Source organism: Burkholderia sp. R-40, from assembly GCF_049942845.1.
In the GTDB taxonomy this organism is placed as follows: Bacteria; Pseudomonadota; Gammaproteobacteria; order Burkholderiales; family Burkholderiaceae; genus Burkholderia; species Burkholderia ambifaria.
This window is the reverse complement of record NZ_CP187968.1, coordinates 1,091,455-1,114,086: the sequence shown is the minus strand read 5'-3', so window position 1 is coordinate 1,114,086 and position 22,632 is coordinate 1,091,455. Positions and strand designations below refer to the sequence as shown.

Below are 22,632 nucleotides of genomic sequence, written 5' to 3'. Positions count from 1 at the left end.
GCGTGCGTCAGGATGCGTCGAGCGCGGCGCGGATGCGGGACCGCGCGGCGCGCGTGAGCGTGAGCAGATCGCCGAGCATGCTGGGCGCGTACCCGCCGCTGCCGATGCTTGGGCCGCTTCGCCCGACTTCATACGCCCGCTCGGCCAATTTGACGTGAGGCGCCCGGAAGCGCAGCAGGACCTCGAAGACCCGGTCGAGGGCCGCCAGCCCGGCCCGAACGGGTTCGCTCCGCGTGCCGATCGCATGCGCCTCGCCGAGCGCGCGGTCGAGGAGCGCCGGCTCGCCGGCGAACCGCGCGTAGACCGCACGGAACGCGGGAAGCACGTAGGGCAGGTACGTCTCCTTGAATTCTCGATAGGCCTGGTGGTCCGATTGCGAGCCCCACAGCACGTGCTCCAGCACGAAGAGGGGCATTTCCACGGCACCGGGGCCGAGGTAGCTCTGGCCTCCGATTCGAATCGGTTCGTAGTAGGGCCGCAGCTCGTCGTAGAAGACCTGCAGCGAGATGAAGCGGTACGCGTACACGATCGATTCGACCATTTTCTGCAGATACGCTGCGAGCTCGTCGCAGCCTTGCGCGAACGCGGGCGAGCGCAGGGACACGTCGGACAGCTCGACGGTCACCGCGATGGCCGCCTCGAGCGCCGCCATCGAGATGCGCACGCTCTCGAGCAGGTGCGCTTCGTCGGGGAGGCCGGTGTAGCTGCGCTGCGCGTCGGCCGCCGCGGGGTTCCAGACCGTCACATGCAGGAGCGTCTCGCGCGGCGGCAGGTCGGTCGCGCGCGCCAGGTCGAGCAGCACCGGCTCGAGCCCGGGCACCGCGTCCGCGGGCTCGTGTCCGTGCCGCTTGAGCGACCCGAGGAAGAACCCGATGTCCCGCATCGCGGCGGCGGCTTCGACGAAGCCCCAGCTGGCGGGCACGCCGCGCGTCGGGAGAAACTCGCGCAGCAGGCCGACGATGCCGGGCACGTCCTTTTTACGGTTCAGGCCCGGCAGCCGCAGAACGAGCGCGCGCGCCTGCAACGGATCGCAGGCCGCCACCGCGGCGTGCGTGGCCGCGAATGCGCCTACCCGGTCCAGGGTGCGCTCCACTACAGGATTTCCTGCGTCGCGAGCGTCGACCCGCGCTGGCTGCGAGACAGCCCCGCGTCGCCGTCGCGCAACGAGCGCAGGTAGTCGTAGTTCGTCGGCAGGCTCGTGCGCAGACGCTCGGCCTCGCGCCGGATGCTGGCGAACATCGCCTCGGCCTTCTCGATCGACTCCGGTCGGTGCTGCAACAGGGGCAGCGACCGGTCGGGCAGTAGCCCCAAGCCGGCAAAGATGCAGTAGTAGTTGCCGTTCAACCAGAAGTTCTTGAATTCGTAGTCGAAGGTTTCGTAGTACATCGAATCGTCGAACGACGTGGTGGTCAGCGGTAGCCCCGCCTTGTAGCGCTGAACCTTCTCCTTGATCGCGTCCGAAAGCCGCAGGTCGTGCCGGTTCGCGAGCCAGAACGGCGTGTCGTCGCGCGACGTGGTGAAGTAGTGCGCCTGCACGAAATCCCGGCAGTCGTCGAACATGTAGACGATCTCGGCGTTGAAGGCGTCGCTCAACCGCGGGTCGAACGACGTGTCGGGGAAGTGCTTCACGAGCTGGTAAAGCGCCGCGTAGATGAAGTAGATGCCCGTCGATTCCAGCGGCTCCAGAAAGCACGACGACAACCCGATCGACACGCAGTTGTTGACCCACGCCCGCCTGTTGCGCCCGACCCGGAACTTGATCTGGTTGAGCGGCTGATTGTCCGAGAGGCCCCAGAGGTTGAGGAAGTCGGCGGTGGCCTGGTCGCGCGACGTGAACTTGCTCGAGAAGACGTAGCCGCTGCCGAACCGGCCGAGCATCGGAATCTTCCAGGTCCACCCCGAGTTCATGGCGATTGCCGAGGTGTACGGCTCGATCCCGTCGCGCGTGTCGTCGTGGGGCACGGCGCTGGCGACCGCGCTGTCGCACAGCAGGTGGTCGGACATGTCGATGAAGGGCTCCTTCAGGGCCTGATTGATCAGGAGCCCCCGCATGCCGGAGCAGTCGATGAACAGGTCCGCCTCCAGCGTGCGTCCCTCCTTGGTGGAGAGGCTGGAGATGTAGCCGCGCTCGTTCAGGTGAACATCCACGACTTCGTCGACCACGCGCTTCACCCCGCGTTCGACGGCCCAGCGCTTCAGGAAGTCGGCTACCAGATGCGCGTCGAAGTGCCACGCGTGGGACATCTGGCGCGTGCCGTCGGCCAGGCACGGTGCCAACTTGCCGTCGAGCGCGCCGGGCTGCGGGTAGCACGCGTACTCCATCGGCTGCTGGAAGCCCTGTTCGCGCTTGCGCAGCCAGTAGTGGGTAAGCGGCACGCCGTCGCAGTTCGGCACGTTGCCGAACAAATGGTAGAAGTGATCGTCGCGCGAGGGGTCGGGGGACTTCCTCCAGTTCACGAACTTGATGGCGGCCTTGAACGCGCCGTTCACCTGGGGCATCCACTCCCGCTCCGGTATCCCGAGGAAGTCGAAAAACACCTTCTGCAAACTCGGGATGGTCGCCTCGCCCACGCCGATCCGCGGGATCGCCGCGGACTCGATGAGCGTAATGTTCGCCTGCTGCTGCAGCGCCCGGACGAGGTACGAGGCGGTCATCCACCCCGCGGTGCCGCCGCCCACGATAACGATATTCTTGATCGGATTGCTCATGCCACCTTTCCCATAGGATTTAAAACCTCAATGGATAGTGACGCCTTGTCGAGTTGAACGCGCAACTCGTCCGGTAACGCGTCATAACGTGTCTGATTCATCGTGATAAATGACACCGGGAAGGCGTGGTGAAATCGCGGCAAGGGATGCCTCTTCCGCGCAAAATCCGGACATCATTGGCCGCAGTCCCAGACTTTCGTCTGAGGCTGTTCCGCTATCAATGAAAATAGAGAAGCACAATCGAATAATGCAAGGCGCCCATTGCAGCGGCGGCACACCGCGCAAGGGCTTGTCGAGGCTCGCCGGACCATGCGCGCAGCCGCACCGACGCACCTTAGCAGTCTTCGCGATGGCACGTCTCGCAAAATTTCATATCAATCTCGGTTAATCCAGAGAAATACTCAATATCGGCGGAGTATCCGATAACAAACGATTTAATTTTTTAAAAACGAGAAATTTACTTTTTCGTTGGAGGTGTGTGCGCCAACGAATTTATTGTATAAAAATGCGAAATGAACGACTTGATTGACGGAGGAATAATGGCGTCGCTATTTGCGAAACAAAGGTGCCAATTGGCCCTGACCCAAGAAATAGTCCGGGTTCTAAAGGTAGAAAAATTCGGAGAGCCCGGAAATGCCGCCGCGTGGGCGCGCACCTGAGCGATTCAGTCATCGTCCGACCGTCACGCTGATCAATGTGGATGCGTCAGATGCTTGAGAGATGCTCTCGCAGGAAGTCGATGAACCGCTGGGTCTTCGCCGGCAAAAGACGGGTTTCGGTCAATGCATAGACGGGTACCGGGGTGGCCTCCCACTGTGGCAACACACGACGTAACCGCCCCTGGGCTACGTCATCGGTAACGATGCTCTCCGCCAATATGGCAATCCCCATGTCCAGGGCTGCCAGGCGTTGGATCATGCCGACGCTGTTGAGCAGAAACCGGCCTCCAACAGCGACGTCCACCGTTTCATCTCTGTTTTGCACGGTCCAGATATCGGACTTTGATCCGCGCAGCCGCAAACATTCATGCTGGACAAGCTCGTCGGGATGCCGAGGTTCGCCCAACATATCGAGATAGCGAGGTGAGGCGTAGAGATGTCGCGGCAATCGCGCAAGCTGGCGCGCGATCAAGTTGGAGTTGGCGGGCTCGCCCATGCGAATGGCGACATCAACCGGGTCGCTCACCAGATCTGCCAAGCGCGGGGATAAATCAAACTCGAAGCGTATGCCGGGATAGCGCCGGGCAAACTCGGCCACCAACGGCGCCAGGAAGATGTTGGCGAAGCCTTCAGGGAACGACGCGCGCAACAGCCCGCTGGGCTGGGCAAGCATTTCTCCCAGTTGCTCATGAACGAGCCTGGCCTCCTCGACGATGCGCTTGCTGCGTTCGTAGTACAGCAGCCCGGCTTCCGTCGGTTCAACCTTGCGTGTCGTGCGATGCAGCAGCCGCAATCCAATCGCCTTTTCCAGGGTACCTATACGGCGGGACAAGGTTGAATTGGGCATGCCCAACGCATCGGCTGCGCCCCGAAACCCTTTGGCCTTCACGACCTCCACGAACAGCGCCATGTCATCCAGATGGGTCATACCATTGCTCCAATATTGGAGCAATGAATTCTACTGGAGGTGGTTTATCCCGTAAACGAGCCGGTTCATGATGGGGCCTTGTGATTCAGCGGACCTGACCATGAGCCAATCAATTACCCCCGATGCGATTCGACCCCCGGCCGATGGCCGGCCAGGCGACTTGCTCGACGAGCGCGGTGTGACGGCGTCGGCGCGAGCGAAACCTGTTGTCGTCTCTCCGGTGATTTCCCGCCTGCGACCGATGAATCTGAGCAGCCACTTCCGCGCCTATTCGTTGCGCGCGGAGGGCGGCAACGGCGAGCCGATCGACCCGGTTCTGGGCGTGGACCACGCGTGGATCAGCGCCCCTCAGTTTCCCGCCCATCCGCATGCCGGATTTTCTGCGGTGTCCTATCTGTTCCTCGATTCTGAAACCGGCATCGACAATCGTGATTCACTCGGCAATCACAATGTGATCCAGCCTGGGGGGCTGCACTGGACAGCCGCCGGCCGGGGCGTGGTGCACGAAGAGTTCCCCGTCGAGACAGGCAAGACGGTCCATACCCTGCAGATCTTCGTGAACCTGCCCGAGGCGCGGCAGAACGGCGCGCCGTTCGCGTTGAGCCTGGCGCCTTCCGACGTGCCGGTGATCCATGCGTCTGGCGCCAAGGTGCGGGTACCTCTGGGAACCTTCAGTAGTGCCAAGTCGCCATTGGAAACGCCGACCGAGCTGACCTTGCTCGATATCACCCTGCACGATGGCGCTGAACTCTGCGTGCCTGTTCCCGCGGGACATGCTGCATTCGTGATGCCGATCCACGGAGACCTGGCGATCAACGGGCAGCTTTTCGAGCGCGAGCAATTCGCCGTGCCGGCGTTTCCTGCGCAGAAGACAGGACACGAAATCGTCCTTTCGGCGACACGAGGTAACGCAAAAGCCGTGCTCTTCAGCGGACCGCCATTACGCCAGCCGGTGCATTGGCAAGGCCCGATGGCCATGGCTTCGAGTGCAGCGCTGGCATCCGCGATAGCCGCCTACCAGCGCGGTGAATTCGGCACGTTGGATTCCCCCATCGTGCCTGCACACCACCTTTAATCCGCACGTCAATTTCTCCAGGAGAACATCGTGACTTTCCAACGACTCACCGGTGCGAGCGCAGCGTTGCTCCTCATCGACCACCAAGTCGGCACCATGGGCTGGGTGACTTCCACATCCTTCGATGAAATGAAGAGGAATGCCATCATTCTCGCCAAGGCTGCCAAGATCCTCAACATTCCGACGGTGCTGACTTCCAGCATGGAAGAGGCGGCCCAAGGCCCGCTGCTGAGCGAGCTCGAAGCCATCCTTCCGAGCGAATTCGCTGCTCGCATCAAGCGCGCGGGCATCGTCAATGCTATGGATGACGAAGCGTTCGCTGCTGCCGTCAAGGCGACCGGCCGTACGAAGTTCATCCTGGCAGGCGTCACCAACGACGTCTGCACGGTGTATCCGGCGCTGACCCTCGTTGGACAAGGCCACGAGGTGCAGGTGGTCGCCGACGCAGGTGGCTCGCCCAGCAAGATTGCCGACGACATTGCATTGCGCCGCATGGAGCGTGCAGGCGTCACCTTGACGAGCACCAACCAGCTCATCGCCGAACTGGCCGGCAGTTGGAGCACGCCTGAAGGTGGCCAACTGGTTCAGGCATTGAATATCGGCTAACGCATTCGCTCCGGCACCCGGAGTGCTCGATTCGGAACATACAGAGGAACGAAAAATGACACATATCTGGCAGCCTGTTGAACTGGGCGCAATCGAACTATCCAACCGCTTCGCGATGGCGCCCATGACGCGCAGTCGCGCCAAGCCGGACGGCACGCCGGGCGACCTGGCGGCCGAGTACTATGCCCAGCGCGCCAGCGTCGGTCTGTTGATCAGCGAAGGTACGCAGCCGTCGGATGATGGTCAGGGTTATCTGGCCACCCCCGGCATCTACACCGATGCACATGTAGCGGGCTGGCGCGGCGTTGCTTCTGCTGTGCACGCCAAAGGTAGCCGTCTGTTCATTCAGTTGATGCACGTCGGGCGTGTTTCGCACCCTGACAACACCCCCCACCATCGCCAGCCGGTGGCGCCGTCGCGAATTGCCCCAGGCTCCCAGATGTTCACGCTGAATGGCATGGTCGACATCCCGGAGCCACGTGCATTGAGCGTTGACGAGATCGCCGCGACCGTCAACGACTTCCGCATCGCCGCACGCCGCGCGGTCGAGGCTGGGGCCGATGGCGTCGAGATCCACGGTGCCAATGGCTATCTCATCCACCAGTTCATCGCACCGAGCGCGAACACCCGGACGGATGCCTACGGTGGATCGATCGAGAACCGTGCCCGATTCGCCATCGAAGTCGCCAAGGCCATCGCCGAGGAAATCGGACCGGGTCGCACCGGCATCCGCCTGTCGCCGGGCGTTCCCATGAACGGCATTGACGAGGGCACCGAAGGTCCCGACCTGTACCGCTATCTGGTGCGCGAGCTGGACAAACTGGGGTTGGCCTATCTCCACCTTCTGCACGTGGGAAACGAGCCGCTCCTGGCCGATATCCGGGCGCTGTGGAGGACGGTGCTGATCGTCAACCGCCCCAGCCGGCCGCGCGAGCAGATCGGCTCGGACGTCAAGGCCGGTCTGGCGGACATCGAGGCCTATGGCCAGGCCATTCTGGCTAATCCGGACTTCCTGGAGCGCCTCAAGACGAACGCGCCGCTGAACACGGGTGACCGTAATACCTTCTACGCTGGCGGCGCCGAAGGCTACATCGACTACCCGTCGATGCAAGGCACGCAGATGTAATAGCCGCGCAGGCGGATTGCCGAATTGCTGGCCCATCCAGTTCTACCAGCGTCCTGCTGGCAGAGCTGGATACTTCCGAGGGTGGGGCAGCTCAGGGCTCTTGGCCAGGTCGAGAGCTCTCATGGCCGCGTCGCGATACACCTTCGCCACGAACGTCCCGATTCTTTCGACGGCTCGCGCGGCCGCCGCTTCCTCAAAGCAATGCAAGACATCAAGCGAAAGCAATTCTCAAGGAAGCATATCCTCACCGTGGATATGCTCGACTTTCAAAGGGATACGGACAACAGATCCTGCCCAAGCTCAACTTTGCTTTGTTCTACGGCGTTGCCCAGCCGCTTCGCGCATTCCTCAATCCCTGCATCACCGATGTGACAATTGCGTGTCATTGGTGAATTTGTTTTTTTTCGCTTGATTGAATCCCTGTCGCACTGGATAGAATGCTACGCGTTCCTGATGAATACGGAACAGTTCGTACATTTTTGTCGCTTCGACTATAGCTAAAAAACTGGGGATCCAGACATGCGAGACAACGGAGCATCGACGATGCTATCCGAGGAAATCGTCCCACTCGGCGACATCGAAAATATTGCACGACGCCATTTCGTGATGGGGCTCGGTGCAACGCTTCTGGCCGGATGCGGCGGCGACGGAAGCAACGCGGTTACAGGCGGTGAGCGTACATCGGCAAACGGCACCGGCCAGGCGTCCGGAGTTGCTCCAGCTTCGGACGGTATCGACGCAGGGGCGACGTCGGCAGGCACTGCCCAAACCCGCGCCTTCACGCATCCCGGTTTGCTGCATACCGAGGCGGATTTCGAACGCATGCGCGCTAAAGTCGGCGCGCACGCTTCCCCGTGGATCGATAGCTGGAACGTGCTGGTCGCCAACGGTCACACGCGCCTGACGAACAAGCCGAACCCGCAGGTCGGCATCTATCGCGGCAATGATCCCACGCATGGTCAGAACTACGGCGCCCTCTACAACGACATCGCCGCCGCCTACGGCGACGCGCTGCGCTGGAAGGTGTCGGACGACAAACGCTACGCCGACAAAGCCGTGGAGTATCTGGACCAATGGGCCTCGACGCTGGCGACGCTTGGCGGCAGTGACGTGGCGCTCGCCGCCGGCATCTACGGCTACGAATTCGCCAACGCAGCCGAAATCATGCGCGGCTACAGCGGCTGGAGTCCGGCCGGCCTCGCTGCATTCCAGGCGATGATGCGCAATGTCTTCTACCCAGTCAGCCATGCTTTCCTGACCCGTATCGACACCGCGATGGACACGCACTACTGGGCCAACTGGGGCCTGGCCAACATCGCGTGCGTCCTGGCCATCGGCGTGCTGTGCGACGATGCCGAACTCGTCAACGAGGCCATCACTCATTTCAAGACCGGTGGCAGTAACGGCTGTATCCGGCAAGCCGTGTACTACATGCACCCCGGCAACCTCGGGCAATGGCAGGAAGCCGGCCGGGACCAGGGCCACAGCACGCTCGGCATTGCATTGACGGGCGCCATTTGCGAGATGGCGTGGAATCAGGGCATCGACCTGTACGGCTATGACAACAATCGCTTCCTGGCGGGCGCGGAATACGTGGCCAAGGCCAACCTGAAGCAGGCAGGCGGCGCGTTCTACACGGTGCCTTTCGCCACGTACCAGAACAGCGCCGGCGTCATCCAGACGCAGTTCGCCGCCGGCGGGCAAGGCGACGCCCTGGGGCGGCCCTGCTGGGCGCTGGTGGCCAACCATTACATCAACCGCAAAGGTCTGGCGGCGCCTTACACCCAGCGCGCTGCCGAGCTTGTGGCACCGGAAGGCGGCGGCGGCAACTATGGCCCCAACAGTGGCGGCTTCGACCAGCTTGGCTACGGCACGCTCACCTGCACGCTCGACCCCGGCACTCCTGCCGCAACACCGACCGGCCTGACCGGCTACGCCAACGCGGGCAAGGTGGTGCTGTCGTGGTGGGGCAGCGGCAACGCGGTCAGCTACAACGTCAAGCGCGCCACCATTGCCGGCGGACCGTACAGCACCATCCGGAGCGGTATCACCGATCTGCTGACCTATACCGATATGCCAGCCGGTGCCGGCACGTATTTTTATGTCGTGACAGCGCAAACGATTGCGGGCGAATCGGCGCCCTCCAACGAAGTGAAAGTGATCACGACGCAGCAGCTGCTTGCGCACCTCACCTTCGATGAAGGCGGCGGCATCACGGCCGCCGATAGCTCGGGCAACGGGCGCAATGGCACGCTCAACGGCGCAACGTGGGCAGTGGGGCACAGCGGCAACGCGGTCTCGCTCAACGGTTCTGGCGCGTATGTGGCGTTGCCCGACGATCTGCTGGCCGATGTGTCGGACTTCACCATCGCCAGCTGGGTGTTCTGGAACGGCTCGCAAACGTGGGCACGCCTGTTCGACTTCGGCACGGGCTTCCACCGCTACATGATGTTCACGCCGCGCGCACAGTTGCGCAACGGTTGGACCGGCATGCGCTTCGCCATGACGGCCAACGGCCCCGGTGACGGCCCTCCGGAACAGATCATCGATGCCCCCACCGAGCTGCCGAGCAAGCGATGGGTGCATGTGGCCGTCACGCTATCGGGTTCGACCGGCACGATATACGTGGACGGCACGCCCGTCAGTACCAACACGGCGATGTTCCAGGCGCCGTTCCGCTTGGGCAGTACCACGCAGAACTGGCTGGGCAAATCGCAATACAGTGCCGACGCCACGTTCCACGGCCTGATCGACGATTTCCGCATCTATCGCGGTGCGCTCAGCGCTGCGCAGATCGCAGCGCTCATGGCGAATTGATTGCGCAGGGCCCGATGGCGGGCCCTGCGATGGACCTCTTCCTTTAAGGATTTCTTCGATGACCGCGTTTTCTCAACGATGGCTTGCCGCTGCGGCGATGGCGTGTGCGTTATGGGGCTGTGGCGGCGGATCCGATAGCGCGACAGGCGTGACCAACATGAGTGCCAATGTAGCCGCCAATCGCGGCCAGATCGGCGGAAATGGCAGCGGCAGCAACCTGCCGGCGGCCAGTTGGACCAGTGTCAAGTGGGGCGGGGGCGGCTATGTCACCGGCCTCATCTACCATCCAGCCAACGCGAGCCTGTTGTACGCACGCACCGACGTTGGCGGCGCGTACCGCTGGAACGCGACTAACTCGACGTGGACGCCTATCACCGACGGCATCGGTTTCGGTGCAGGCGAGGGCGATTTCCACGGCGTCGAAAGCCTCGCGCTCGACCCGAACAACGATCAGCTCGTCTACATGATGACCGGCATTACCGTGACGCAGGGTCACAACGGCCGCATCTACATCTCGAGTGACCGTGGCAACACCTGGACGCACTACGACCTGCCGTTCCCGGTGGGCGGCAACGACAACGGCCGGGCCACGGGCGAGCGCCTGCAGGTCGACCCCAACAATCCCTCGACGCTGTTCTACGGATCGCGCACGGCCGGCCTGTGGAAGAGTGCCGATTCCGGCCGCACCTGGACGCAGGTCACGGGCCTGTCCTCCACTACGATCAGCGGCGGCGGCTCCCCGCTGGGCGTCGAGCAGGTCATCTTCGACACGTCGGGCACGGGCGGCGGCCAGCCGACCTGGATCATGTGGGCCACCGTCGCCCCGGATTACGCCAACGCGGCGGGCCTGACGTCGACCCTGTACAAGTCCACCAACGGCGGCTTCTCGTGGACGCTGGTGCCCGTCCCGCCGACGGTGTCCGGCTACTACATCCCGCACGTCGTGCGCACGTCCGACGGCAACTTCTACGTGGTATTCAACGCGGGCGTCGGCCAGGGCATCGGCGGACCGAGCTATCTCTACAAGTTCGGCGGAAGCAACAACAGCAACTGGACGCTGCTCAACAGCTCCAACAGCAACGGCTTTGGCGGCCTGTCCGTTTCAGGTCTGGGCTCGTCCGCCCGCATCGCACTGGGCATGACCGGCTGGAGCGACACCAGCAAGACCATCCAGCTATCCGACGACGGCGGCAGTACGTGGCGCGAAATCGAGGCCGGCATGCCGCACACCGGCACTGCCTCGGGTGGCTGCGCCGGATGGGTCGAGGGCGTCACCATCGACCCCGCCAATCGCGATCACGTCATGCACGTCCACGGCGGCGGCATCTGCGAAACCATGAACGCCTCGTCGCCCACGCCAACCTGGAGCCCCAAGGTCGACAACCTCGAGGAAACCGTGACGCTGGCGCTCGTCACGGCGCCGCCCGGCGCGTCGTATAACTTCATCAACAGCGCCGGCGACATCGGCACGTGGGTCAATACGGACCTCTCGACGAGGCCGACGAAAGGCCCGTTGAACACGTGGAGCAGCGGCAATTCGGCCGATATGTCGTGGTCCGATCCGACGTACATCGCCGCCGCGGGCGTCGACAACGCCAACGGCCATGCCACCAAGGGCTTCTGGTCCGGCGACAGCGGCAATAGCTGGTCGACGTTCGCGTCGCTGCCCAACGGCGCAGCGGCAAGCCAGAGCAACGTGGGCAACCTGGTCGTCCCGTCCCGCAACAACGTGACCTGGGCACCGCCGGACTCGGTGCCGTCGTACACGACAAACAATGGCGCCAGCTGGACGGCGACCAACCTGCCGGCGTTCAGTGCCACATGGAACGGCTTCCAGCGTGCCTACCGCCTGGCCGCGGACCGCAAGAACCCGAACAAGGTCTATGCTTACGACTCCGGCGGCGCACCGTGGAGCTGGCAGCGCGGCAAGATCTACGTCTCGAACGACGGCGGCCACACGTTCGCGCTGAGCCAGGGCTCCGTGAACGCGAACCTGGCCTGGAATTCGTGGCGGGATACGTCGATGGCGGTCAATCCGAACGCCGAGGGTGACCTCTGGCTGGCCGACGGCACGGCCGTGTACCACTCGGTGGACTCGGGGGCAACCTGGACGAAGCTCAGCGTCTTTGCGTCGACCAACGACACACCGGGCGCCACCGTGATCGCCTTGGGCGGGGCACCGACCGGTTCGTCGTACTCGGCCGCGGTCTACGTGGAAGGCACATTGAACGGCGTCTGGGGCATTTACCATTCCGACGACGGTGGTGCAACGTGGGCGCGCTTCAACGATGACACGCACCAATTCGGCGACTCCGGCGTGATGGCCGGCGACTGGAACACGTATGGCAGGATTTACGTCAACGGCGCCGCTCGCGGTCTGATCTATAGCAATTGAGGTTGATCGACCGTAAGGGGTCCATTCTCGACGTCTACGTCACGGCGCTTTGACCAAGGAGCATGGGTGTCCACCGATTGGGAAGGTGGGCACCTATGGCCGACAAAGACTTTGAGTTGATCTTTTACCACTACGGTACGATCGCCTGCTCAAACTCTTGTTTCGTACAACGCGCGATAGAGGCTGCCGGCGCTGCTCGGGAGTTGACACTGGTCTTCGCAAGGCTATGGTCAGTGCCCGCTTTAATTCGCGACGTGTACCTTCTGAGTCGCCGCGACGAGCGACGTCATTCGACACGGGGCGGTTCGAATAATTCGAACTGCCGCGCATGGATTTCGCCAGGCGAACGCATGACCGGATCTGGCGCTATCTGCAAGCGGGCAGCCCAGCGATTCTCCCAGCGCCCGTAACCACATCTAATCGAAGGCTACAAGTAGCGCCCCGCATCCGTATTAACCCTGATTAAAAAATCTTATCGCGGTGAAAAATTCCGCATCTTATTGAGCTGATATCGGCTCGCTATAGTGGCTCGCTTTCCCGCACGCAATCCTCCGCGTGCGGCTGACACGCTGACGATCAGCAGGAGCCGCTCGATGACCACCGACGTCCGATTCACCGAAATCGAGGATCTGATGCCCGCCGCCGGCGGGCTGCGCGAGATCCGCCATCACATTCACCATCACCCGGAACTCGCATACGAGGAGCACGAGACGGCCGCGCTCGTCGCGGACAAGCTCGAGCAATGGGGCTGGCAGGTGACGCGCGGGGTCGGGCAGACGGGTGTGGTCGGCACGCTGCGGGTCGGCGACGGCACGCGCAGCATCGGCATCCGCGCGGACATGGATGCGCTGCCGATCCTCGAGGCAACCGGCCTGCCTTATGCAAGCGGCACGCACGGCAAGATGCACGCATGCGGTCACGACGGCCACACGACGATGCTGCTCGGCGCCGCGCAGCACCTCGCGAAGACGCGCAACTTCTCCGGCACCGTGCACCTCTATTTCCAGCCGGCCGAAGAGCACGGCGTCGATAGCGGCGCGAAGAAGATGATCGACGACGGCCTGTTCGAGCGTTTTCCGTGCGACGCGGTGTTCGGCATGCACAACCATCCGGGCGCGGCGCCCGGCGTGTTCCTCACGCGGCGCGGCCCGTTCATGTCGGCCGGCGACAAGGCGATCATCTCGATCGAGGGCGTCGGCGGCCACGCGGCGCGGCCGCACCTGACGGTCGACCCGGTGGTCGTCGCGGCGAGCATCGTGATGGCGCTGCAGACGATCGTCGCGCGCAACGTCGACCCGTCGCAGCCGGCGGTCGTCACGGTCGGCTCGATGCACGCCGGCACCGCGAACAACGTGATTCCGAACGGCGCGCGCCTCGAGCTCAGCGTGCGTTCGTTCAGCCCGGAAGTGCGCGCGCTGCTGAAGCGCCGCATCGTCGAGCTCGCCGAATCGCAGGCCGCGAGCTACGGCGCGACTGCACACGTCGAGTACATCGAAGGCTATCCGGTCGTCGTCAACTCGGATGCCGAAACGGATTTCGCCGCGCAGGTCGCGCGCGAGCTGGTCGGCGACGCGCACGTCGTCGAGCAGGCCGACCTGCTGATGGGCAGCGAGGATTTCGCGTTCATGCTGCAGCAGCGGCCGGGCTCGTTCGTGCGGCTCGGCAACGGCGAAGGGGAAGACGGCTGCATGGTGCACAACCCGCAGTACGACTTCAACGATCGCAATCTGCCGATCGGCGCGGCGTTCTGGACGCGCCTCGTGGAGCGTTACCTCGGGCAGTAATCCCAGCGGCGGCGGGCGACGACCGGCCGGCGCTTCCGGCCGCATTGAGAGGAGAGACGAACGATGCAGAAAGACCATCTCGCGCTGCACCCCGCGTCGACGGGCGCCGCCGGAACCGATACGCGCGGCGCACCGGCCGTCACGAAGCGCGGCGCGATCGCGGCGGCCGTGATCGGCAACTGGCTGGAGTTCTTCGATTTCACCGTGTACGGCTTTTTCGCAGTACTGATCGGCAAGCTGTTCTTTCCGTCGAGCGATCCGACCACGTCGCTGCTGCTGTCGGTCGCGACGTTTGCCGCCGGCTTCTTCACGCGGCCGCTCGGCAGCGTCGTGCTCGGCGTCTATGCGGACCGCCGCGGCCGCAAGGCCGCGCTGAACCTGACGATCATGCTGATGGCGCTCGGCACCGGCCTGATCGCGATCGCGCCGACCTACGCACAGGCCGGCGTGGCCGCGCCGCTGCTGGTCGTCTGCGCGCGGCTGATGCAGGGCTTCTCGCAGGGCGGAGAATTCGGCGCCGCGACATCCACGCTGATCGAGCAGGGCGGCACGTCGCACCGTGCGTTCCGCGCGAGCTGGCAGCTCGCGACGCAGGGCGGCGCCGCGCTGATGGGTTCGGGCTTCGCGGCGCTGCTGTCGAACACGCTGACGAAGGATGCGCTCGAGGGCTGGGGCTGGCGCCTGCCGTTCTTCGTGGGCGTGCTGATCGCCCCGGTCGGTATGTACCTGCGCCGCCGGCTCGCGGACGATGCGCCCGGCGACAGCCATCACGGCATCGAACGCGGCGTGCTGCGCGAGCTGTTCTCGCGGCACACGCGCACGGTGCTGCTGTTGATGCTGACGGTGATGGGCGGCACGGTGTCGACCTACATCCTGACCTTCTACATGCCGACTTACGCGATCCATACGCTCGGGCTGCCGATGAAGCTGTCGATGTTCGTCGGCGTCGCGTCGGGCTGCGTGATGCTGGTGACGTGTCCGCTGTTCGGCTGGCTGTCGGACCGTCTCGGCAGCCGGCGCATGCCGATCTTCGTCGGGCGCGGCGTGCTCGTCCTGCTGCTGTTCCCGGCGTTCTGGCTGATGAACCATCATCCGACGCTGTCGGTGATCCTGCCGCTGACCGCGCTGATGCTGCTGTTCTATTCGCTCGGGTCGGCATCCGAAATGGCGCTGATGTGCGAATCGCTGCCGCGCCATGTGCGCGCGACGGGGATCTCGATCGCATATGCGCTCGCGGTGACGATTTTCGGCGGCACCGCGCAGCTGGTCGCGACCTGGCTCGTGAAGACGACCGGCAGCAAGCTCGCGCCGGCCGGCTATGTGGCCGCTTGCGTGGTGCTGTCGCTGATCGCGGTCGCGATGCTGCGCGAGACCGCGCGCGAGTCGATGGACTGAGGTGCCGCGCCGCGGGCGGTGAGCGGGGCCAGCCGGAGGGCGAGGGTTTCGCGTTCGCTGGTCGGCGATCGGCGCGACGATTCGCGCGGGCGACCCGCTGTTCGACATCGTCGATCCGCTGACCGATGCGATCACGACGGTATCGAGCAGCACCGACGGCGTGTTCTACATGCGGCGCGCGATCCGCTTCGTGACGGCCGGCGCGCCGCTCGGCCGCATGACCGGGGTGGTGCCGGTGCGCAAGGGGATGTTGCTAAGCGCGTGAGCGGCCGGCCGGCACGCTGACCGAAAGGGGCCGTGCAATTTCGTTCTAGTCAAATTGACCGGGCTTTGCCGCGTCACTAAATTGGTGGGTGCGGAGTTCGCTCCGCCCTCCGTGAGAAGGACGTTGCAATAGAGTCAGAGAGTTGAGCGGGCGGCGCATGCCGCCCGTCTTTTTACGCGTGCATCGTCGTATCGCGACACGACAATCGAGGCAGCCCACCGCGGCGCCCCGGCTTCGGGGGAAGCGTCCCACACGCACCAGGCCCACTCACCCGCGCCGTGCGACCAGCTCCGACACCGTCTGCGCGGCCTGCTGCAGCGGCCCGAGAAACTCCTTCACCATCTGCTTCGCGGTATGCCGCTGCGCGTTGCCGCTGATGTTCATCGCGGCGATCACCTGCCCGCGCCGGTTGCGGATCGGCGCGGAAATCGACATCAGGCCCACTTCCAGTTCCTGGTCGACCACGGCCCAGCCTTGCTGGCGCGCCTGCGCGATCGTCGCCTTCAACTCGCCGATGTCGGTGATCGTGCGGGGCGTGTGCGCGCGGATGTTGCTCTGCGCGAGCGTTTCGTCGAGCGCCGCGTCGTCGAGCGCGGACAGCAGCACGCGGCCCATCGACGTGCAGTACGCGGGCAGGCGGCTGCCGATCGACAGGTTGATCGTCATGATCTTGCGGGTCGGCACGCGCAGCACGTAGACGATCTCGGTGCGGTCGAGCACGGCGGCCGAGCAGCTTTCGTGGATCTGCGCGGACAATTGCTCCATCACCGGATCGGCGAGATTCCAGAACGGCATCGACGTGAGGTACGCGAAGCCGAGCTCGAGGATCTTCGGCGTGAGCCGGAACAGCCGGCCGTCGGCCTCGACGTAGCCGAGCGTCTGCAGCGTCAGCAGGATCCGGCGCGCGCCCGCGCGGGTCAGCCCGGTGGCCGAGGCGACCTCGGTGAGCGTCTGCTCCGGGCGCTGGGCGTCGAACGCGCGGATCACCGCGAGGCCGCGCGCGAACGACTGCACATAGGAGTCGCCGGGTTTCGTCTGGATGTCTTCGGTTGTCATGAACGGTCGGATTGTCGTGCAGCCGAGAAGATAGCGCATGGGGCCTGACACGCCAACCGCCCCGCCGACCGGGCGCTTGACAGGTCGTCCCCGCACTCCCTATGATGCGTTGAACGTTCGATACACGATCTTATGTTCGTATAGAGAACATTTAAGCGCATCCCGGCGGGCAATGCAAGGGGCGCGTTTCATTCACTTCCCTGCTTTGCATGAGACCGGAGACACTGATGACCGAAGCTTTTCTGTGTGATGCGATTCGTACCCCGATCGGCCGTTACGGCGGCGCGCTGTCCGGCGTGCGCGCCGACGACCTCGGCGCGGCGCCGCTCAAGGCGCTCGTCGAGCGCAACCGCGACGTCGACTGGACGGCGATCGACGACGTGATCTACGGCTGCGCGAACCAGGCCGGCGAGGACAACCGCAACGTCGCGCGCATGTCCGCGCTGCTCGCGGGCCTGCCGGAGGGCGTGCCGGGTTCGACGATCAACCGCCTGTGCGGTTCCGGGATGGACGCGGTCGGCGTGGCCGCGCGCGCGATCAAGTCGGGCGAGGCCGCGCTGATGGTGGCCGGCGGCGTCGAAAGCATGACGCGCGCGCCGTTCGTGATGGGCAAGGCCGCCAGCGCGTTCGCGCGCCAGGCTGACATCTACGACACGACGATCGGCTGGCGTTTCGTCAATCCGCTGATGAAACAGCTGCATGGCGTGGATTCGATGCCGGAGACGGGCGAGAATGTCGCGGTCGACTACAACATCAGCCGCGCCGATCAGGATCTGTTCGCGCTGCGCAGCCAGCAGAAGGCTGCGCGTGCGCAACAGGACGGCACGCTCGCCGAGGAAATCGTATCGGTCACGATTCCGCAGAAGAAGGGCGATCCGGTCGTCTTTTCGCGTGACGAGCATCCGCGCGAAACGTCGCTCGAAGCGCTCGCGAAACTGAAGGGCGTCGTGCGTCCGGACGGCTCGGTGACGGCCGGCAACGCGTCGGGCGTGAACGACGGCGCCGCGGCGCTACTGCTCGCGAACGAGGCTACCGCGAAGCGCTTCGGCCTGACGCCGCGCGCCCGCGTGCTCGGCATCGCGACGGCCGGCGTCGCGCCGCGCGTGATGGGCATCGGCCCCGCGCCGGCCACGCAGAAACTGCTCGCGCGGCTCGGGATGACGATCGACCAGTTCGACGTGATCGAGCTGAACGAAGCGTTCGCGTCGCAGGGTCTCGCGGTGCTGCGCATGCTCGGCGTCGCCGACGACGACCCTCGCGTGAACCCGAACGGCGGCGCGATCGCGCTCGGTCATCCGCTCGGCGCGTCGGGCGCGCGTCTGGTCACGACCGCGATGTACCAGCTGCATCGCACCAACGGCCGCTTCGCGCTGTGCACGATGTGCATCGGCGTCGGCCAGGGCATCGCGATCGCGATCGAACGCGTGTGATCGCGTGATGCGGTGAAGCGCGCGCGGCATGCACGCCGCTTCACCGTGTTTCCTTTTCGAACGATGTGGCCGCGCGCGATCTTCGTGCCGGCCACATCGTCATTCAGCGGGCGATGGTTGCGCGAGGCGCGCGGCGAGCGCGTCGATCTCGGTGTCCGCGAATACCTCCACGCCATGCTGGCGCAGCAGCGCCGCCGTCACGCCGTCAGCGGCAAGCCGCCGGCCCGCAAAACTCCCGTCGTAAATGAAACGGCTTCCGCACGATGGACTTCCGTCCGCCAGGATCGCGAAGCGGCAATCGTGCGCGCGTGCCAGCGCGAGCGCGGTTTGCGCACCGTCGACGAACTGCGCCGTCACGTCGGTACCGTGCACGTCGACGATGCGCGCGGCACCCGCCAGAACGCGTTGCCCCGATTCGCCGTTCGCGATTTCGGCGGGCGGACGCGGCACGCTCATTCCCCCTGCGAGCTCCGGACACACGGGCACCAGACGCCCTTCGCGTTGCCACCGTGCGAGCGTTTCGTGCGCGGCGGTCTTCGCCGAGCCGTTGTATCGGACGGGGTGACCGAGCACGCACATGCTGACGAGGATCTTCGGCGTGGCCTGCGGCCGCGGCGGGTTCTGCAAGGTCGTTCTCCGTGTGTATCGGGCGAATGGGAATACGCGTTCGAGAATGCCGGTTGAATGAAGCCGATCAGGCTGAATCGTTTCGATGCGCGCAACGATTACCTGAATTGGTGCGTCGTTTGACGCTATCCCATAACGCAATCGGATTGCATCCCGCAAAGCGCCGGGGGTGTTTATCACGGGATTATTTGATCGAAATCATCCTGAAGGCCAAATTCGATATTTTACGCGTGTGCGGATTAAGGTTTTTCCGGAAATTGCCGACAGTTAGAGGAGACCGTCGTGAAGCGATAAACCGTTTTTCGGCTACTGAGCGTGATTTTCGCGCCGCGCGGATCCTGTGCCCGGATCCGCCTTTCGGAGCCCTGCATGCGCAACAACCAGCCTGTCACCCAACAAGAATTCGAATTCCCCGACGACGTCACGCTGATGTCGACCACCGATGCCGACAGCATCATCACGTACGCTAACACGACGTTCGCGCACGTGAGCGGCTTCTCGACCGACGAACTCGTCGGCCAGCCGCACAACGTCGTGCGGCACCCGGACATGCCGAAGGAGGCGTTCGCCGACATGTGGGCGACGCTGAAGAACGGCGAACCGTGGACCGCGCTCGTGAAGAATCGCCGCAAGAACGGCGACCATTACTGGGTGCGCGCGAACGCGGTGCCCGTGATGCGCAACGGCGCGCCGCACGGCTATATGTCGGTGCGCACCCGTGCGCCGCGCGACGAGGTCGCGGCCGTCGACCCGCTGTATCGCGCGTTCAGCGAAGGCAAGGCGGGCCAGCGCCGCTTCCACAAGGGCTTGATCGTCAGGACCGGGCTGCTGCGCATCGCGTCGCTGCCGCAAACGATGTCGGTGCGCGCGCGCGTTCATGCGGCGCTGTGCGTGCTGGCGCCGGCCGTCGTCGGCGCAGGCTGGGCCTGCGGGTTGAATGGCGGCGGGCTGGCCGTGTTTGCGGCCGCGGCGGCCGGCGTGTCGGTTGCCGCCGGGCTGTGGCTCGACGCGCAGATCGTGCGTCCGCTGAAGCAGCTGCACGACCAGGCGCTGAACGTCGCGACCGGCGAAAGCCGGCGCGGCGTGCGGATGAATCGCGTCGACGAGATCGGCATGACGCTGCGCACGATCAACCAGCTCGGGCTGATGTTCCGCTGGCTCGTCGACGACGTCAGCGAGCAGGTGCACAACGTGCAGCGCGCGAGCAACGAGATCGCGCAGGGCAACAACGACCTGAGCGCACGCACCGAACAGGCCGCGTCGAGCGTGCAGGAGACCGCCGCGTCGATGGCCGAGATGACGGCCACCGTCGACAGCAATGCGGAGACCGCGCTGCAGGCGAACCGCTTCGCGGTGTCCGCGAGCGATGCGGCCGAGCGCGGCGGGCAGGCGGTGAGCGAGGTCGTCACGACGATGCGTGATATCACCGAGAGCTCGCGCAAGATCGCCGACATCATCGGCGTGATCGACGGGATCGCGTTCCAGACCAACATCCTCGCGCTGAACGCGGCGGTCGAAGCGGCACGCGCGGGCGAACAGGGGCGCGGTTTCGCGGTGGTCGCCGGCGAGGTGCGGGCGCTCGCGCAGCGCAGCGCGAACGCAGCGAAGGAAATCAAGACGCTGATCGGCGCGAGCGTCGACCGGGTCGAGTCGGGTGCCCGGCGGGTCGACGATGCGGGCAGGACGATGGAGGACATCGTCACGCAGGTGAAGCGCGTGTCGGACCTGATCGCGGAAATCAGCTCGTCGACGGCCGAGCAGAGCACCGGCGTCGCGCAGGTCGACCAGGCGGTCGTGCATCTGGACAACATCACGCAGCAGAACGCGGCGCTGGTCGAGCAAAGCGCGGCGGCGTCGGAAAGCCTCAAGCAGCAGGCGACGCGGCTGGTGGATGCGGTGAACGTGTTTCGGTAATCGTCGGCGGCGAATCTCCGGGTTTCCGATTTGACGAGATTCGAATGGGTATCGGATAAAAATGGATTTTTTGATTCACGTATAAACAAAGTGTTCGGCTGAATCAAGATGATGCAAATCTAATGCATATTTACCCGTGCCCGGCATAATGTTTTCGTCAGATTTGCCGAAAGCGCAGGAGTGTGACCGAACGCATGCGGGCCGACCGCGCTGCGTACGGTCTCGATCCCATCCACAAGCGGACGCAAGATCCGCAACCCGGAACTCCACACCATGCGCAATAACCAGCCTGTCACGCAACGCGAATTCGAATTTCCCGACGACGCGACGCTGATGTCGACCACCGACGCGGACAGTTACATCAAGTACGCGAACGCCGCGTTCATTCAGGTCAGCGGATTTTCCCCCGAGGAGATCGAAGGTCAGCCGCACAACGTCGTGCGGCACCCGGACATGCCGAAGGAGGCGTTCGCCGACATGTGGGCGACGCTGAAGAACGGTGAACCGTGGACCGCACTCGTGAAGAACCGCCGCAAGAACGGCGATCATTACTGGGTGCGCTCGAATACGGTGCCGGTGATGCGCAACGGGCAGCCGACGGGCTACATGTCGGTGCGCACGAAGGCGTCGCGCGACGAGATCGCGGCGGCCGACGCGCTGTATCGCGCGTTCCGCGAAGGCAAGGCTGGCAACCGTCGTTTCCACAAGGGCTTGATCGTCCGGACCGGGCTGATGCGCGTCGCGTCGCTGTTCCAGACGATATCGGTACGGGCGCGGCTGCATTCGACGCTGTGCGTGCTCGCGCCGGCCGTCGTCGGTGCAGGCTGGGCCTGCGGGCTGACCGGTGGCGGGCTGGCCGTGTTTGCGGCGGCGACGGCCGGCGTGTCGGTGGCCGCCGGGCTGTGGCTCGACGCACAGATCGCGCGACCGCTGATGCAGTTGCGCGATCAGGCGTTGCGCGTCGCGACCGGCGAGAGCCGCACCGGCGTCGCGATGAACCGCGTCGACGAGATCGGGATGACGCTGCGCACGATCAACCAGCTCGGGCTGATGTTCCGCTGGCTCGTCGACGACGTCAGCGAGCAGGTGCACAACGTGCAGCGCGCGAGCAACGAGATCGCCCAGGGCAACAACGACCTGAGCGCGCGTACCGAACAGGCGTCGACCAGCGTGCAGCAGACGGCCGCATCGATGGCCGAGATGACGGCCACGGTGTCGAGCAATGCGGAGACGGCGCTGCAGGCGAACCAGTTGTCGGTGTCCGCGAGCGACGCGGCCGAGCGCGGCGGGCAGGCGGTGAGCGAAGTCGTCGCGACGATGAACGACATCACGGCGAGTTCGCGCAAGATTTCCGACATCATCGGCGTGATCGACGGGATCGCGTTCCAGACCAACATTCTCGCGCTGAACGCGGCGGTCGAAGCGGCGCGCGCGGGCGATCAGGGACGCGGTTTCGCGGTGGTCGCGGGCGAGGTGCGGGCGCTCGCGCAGCGCAGCGCGAACGCGGCGAAGGAAATCAAGACGCTGATTGGCGCGAGCGTCGACCGGGTCGAATCCGGCGCACGCATCGTTGATGGCGCCGGCAAGACGATGGAGGACATCGTCACGCAGGTGAAACGCGTGTCGGACCTGATCGCGGAAATCAGTTCGTCGACGGCCGAGCAGAGCACCGGCGTCGCGCAGGTCGACCAGGCGGTCGTGCATCTGGACAACATCACGCAGCAGAACGCCGCGCTGGTCGAGCAAAGCACGGCGGCGTCGGAAAGCCTCAAGCAGCAGGCGACGCGGCTGGTGGATGCGGTGAACGTGTTTCGGTGAAAGCGGGGCGCGGGCGCACCCCGCGCAT

General features: G+C 64.6%; 16 protein-coding genes. 11 read left to right on the top strand and 5 right to left on the bottom strand.

The genetic code is table 11. The features are described from left to right. Positions 1-7: 7 nt before the first annotated feature. The 3 genes from ACP26O_RS21360 to ACP26O_RS21350 all read right to left on the bottom strand — a co-directional run bounded on the left by ACP26O_RS21360 (position 8) and on the right by ACP26O_RS21350 (position 4,296). Positions 8-1,093: a monodechloroaminopyrrolnitrin synthase PrnB family protein gene (locus tag ACP26O_RS21360; RefSeq protein WP_175666438.1), complete on the bottom strand. Its 1,086-nt coding sequence runs from the start codon at positions 1,091-1,093 to the stop codon at positions 8-10. Next, positions 1,093-2,709 (bottom strand): tryptophan halogenase family protein, encoded by a 1,617-nt coding sequence (locus tag ACP26O_RS21355; protein WP_175666439.1) that lies wholly within the window; start codon positions 2,707-2,709, stop codon positions 1,093-1,095. The genes ACP26O_RS21360 and ACP26O_RS21355 overlap by 1 nt, the downstream gene beginning before the upstream one ends. Before the next feature lie 705 nt (positions 2,710-3,414). Beyond that, positions 3,415-4,296, bottom strand: coding sequence for a LysR family transcriptional regulator (locus ACP26O_RS21350; protein WP_126226130.1), 882 nt, complete (start codon positions 4,294-4,296; stop codon positions 3,415-3,417). A 241-nt stretch (positions 4,297-4,537) separates the two neighbouring features. Between ACP26O_RS21350 and ACP26O_RS21345 the strand changes: the two genes are divergently transcribed. The 8 genes from ACP26O_RS21345 (at position 4,538) to ACP26O_RS21310 (ending at position 15,688) form a co-directional block, all read left to right on the top strand. After that, on the top strand, positions 4,538-5,371 hold the full coding sequence (locus tag ACP26O_RS21345) for a pirin family protein (protein WP_175666485.1): 834 nt from the start codon (positions 4,538-4,540) through the stop codon (positions 5,369-5,371). Between the two features lie 30 nt (positions 5,372-5,401). Then, the gene (locus ACP26O_RS21340; protein WP_175666440.1) at positions 5,402-5,977 is read left to right on the top strand and encodes an isochorismatase family protein; all 576 of its coding nucleotides are present in this window, start codon (positions 5,402-5,404) and stop codon (positions 5,975-5,977) included. A 55-nt stretch (positions 5,978-6,032) separates the two neighbouring features. Continuing rightward, positions 6,033-7,103 (top strand): alkene reductase, encoded by a 1,071-nt coding sequence (locus tag ACP26O_RS21335; RefSeq protein ID WP_175666441.1) that lies wholly within the window; start codon positions 6,033-6,035, stop codon positions 7,101-7,103. A 543-nt stretch (positions 7,104-7,646) separates the two neighbouring features. After that, the gene (locus tag ACP26O_RS21330; RefSeq protein WP_175666442.1) at positions 7,647-9,920 is read left to right on the top strand and encodes a LamG-like jellyroll fold domain-containing protein; all 2,274 of its coding nucleotides are present in this window, start codon (positions 7,647-7,649) and stop codon (positions 9,918-9,920) included. A gap of 58 nt (positions 9,921-9,978) precedes the next feature. Beyond that, complete coding sequence (locus tag ACP26O_RS21325) at positions 9,979-12,315, top strand: WD40/YVTN/BNR-like repeat-containing protein (protein ID WP_175666443.1); 2,337 nt, start codon at positions 9,979-9,981, stop codon at positions 12,313-12,315. 593 nt (positions 12,316-12,908) lie between these two features. Beyond that, on the top strand, positions 12,909-14,099 hold the full coding sequence (locus tag ACP26O_RS21320; protein WP_175666444.1) for a M20 aminoacylase family protein: 1,191 nt from the start codon (positions 12,909-12,911) through the stop codon (positions 14,097-14,099). 63 nt (positions 14,100-14,162) lie between these two features. After that, positions 14,163-15,494: an MFS transporter gene (locus ACP26O_RS21315; protein ID WP_175666445.1), complete on the top strand. Its 1,332-nt coding sequence runs from the start codon at positions 14,163-14,165 to the stop codon at positions 15,492-15,494. A 125-nt stretch (positions 15,495-15,619) separates the two neighbouring features. After that, positions 15,620-15,688, top strand: coding sequence for a hypothetical protein (locus ACP26O_RS21310; RefSeq protein ID WP_175666486.1), 69 nt, complete (start codon positions 15,620-15,622; stop codon positions 15,686-15,688). Between the two features lie 338 nt (positions 15,689-16,026). Here the strand turns inward: ACP26O_RS21310 and ACP26O_RS21305 are convergent, their stop codons facing one another. After that, positions 16,027-16,815, bottom strand: coding sequence for an IclR family transcriptional regulator (locus tag ACP26O_RS21305; protein WP_165753879.1), 789 nt, complete (start codon positions 16,813-16,815; stop codon positions 16,027-16,029). Positions 16,816-17,042: 227 nt separating this feature from the next. Here ACP26O_RS21305 and pcaF point away from each other — a divergent pair, with 227 nt between their 5' ends. Continuing rightward, a complete protein-coding gene (pcaF, locus tag ACP26O_RS21300; RefSeq protein WP_175666446.1) occupies positions 17,043-18,245 on the top strand; it encodes a 3-oxoadipyl-CoA thiolase in 1,203 nt (400 codons plus the stop codon). Positions 18,246-18,344: 99 nt separating this feature from the next. Here the strand turns inward: pcaF and ACP26O_RS21295 are convergent, their stop codons facing one another. Then, positions 18,345-18,824, bottom strand: a complete 480-nt coding sequence (locus tag ACP26O_RS21295) for a DUF523 domain-containing protein (RefSeq protein ID WP_425101600.1) — start codon at positions 18,822-18,824, stop codon at positions 18,345-18,347. 417 nt (positions 18,825-19,241) lie between these two features. Here ACP26O_RS21295 and ACP26O_RS21290 point away from each other — a divergent pair, with 417 nt between their 5' ends. Beyond that, positions 19,242-20,786, top strand: a complete 1,545-nt coding sequence (locus ACP26O_RS21290; RefSeq protein ID WP_175666448.1) for a methyl-accepting chemotaxis protein — start codon at positions 19,242-19,244, stop codon at positions 20,784-20,786. Positions 20,787-21,059: 273 nt separating this feature from the next. Continuing rightward, a complete protein-coding gene (locus ACP26O_RS21285) occupies positions 21,060-22,604 on the top strand; it encodes a methyl-accepting chemotaxis protein (RefSeq protein WP_175666449.1) in 1,545 nt (514 codons plus the stop codon). The last annotated feature ends 28 nt before the right edge of the window (positions 22,605-22,632 follow it).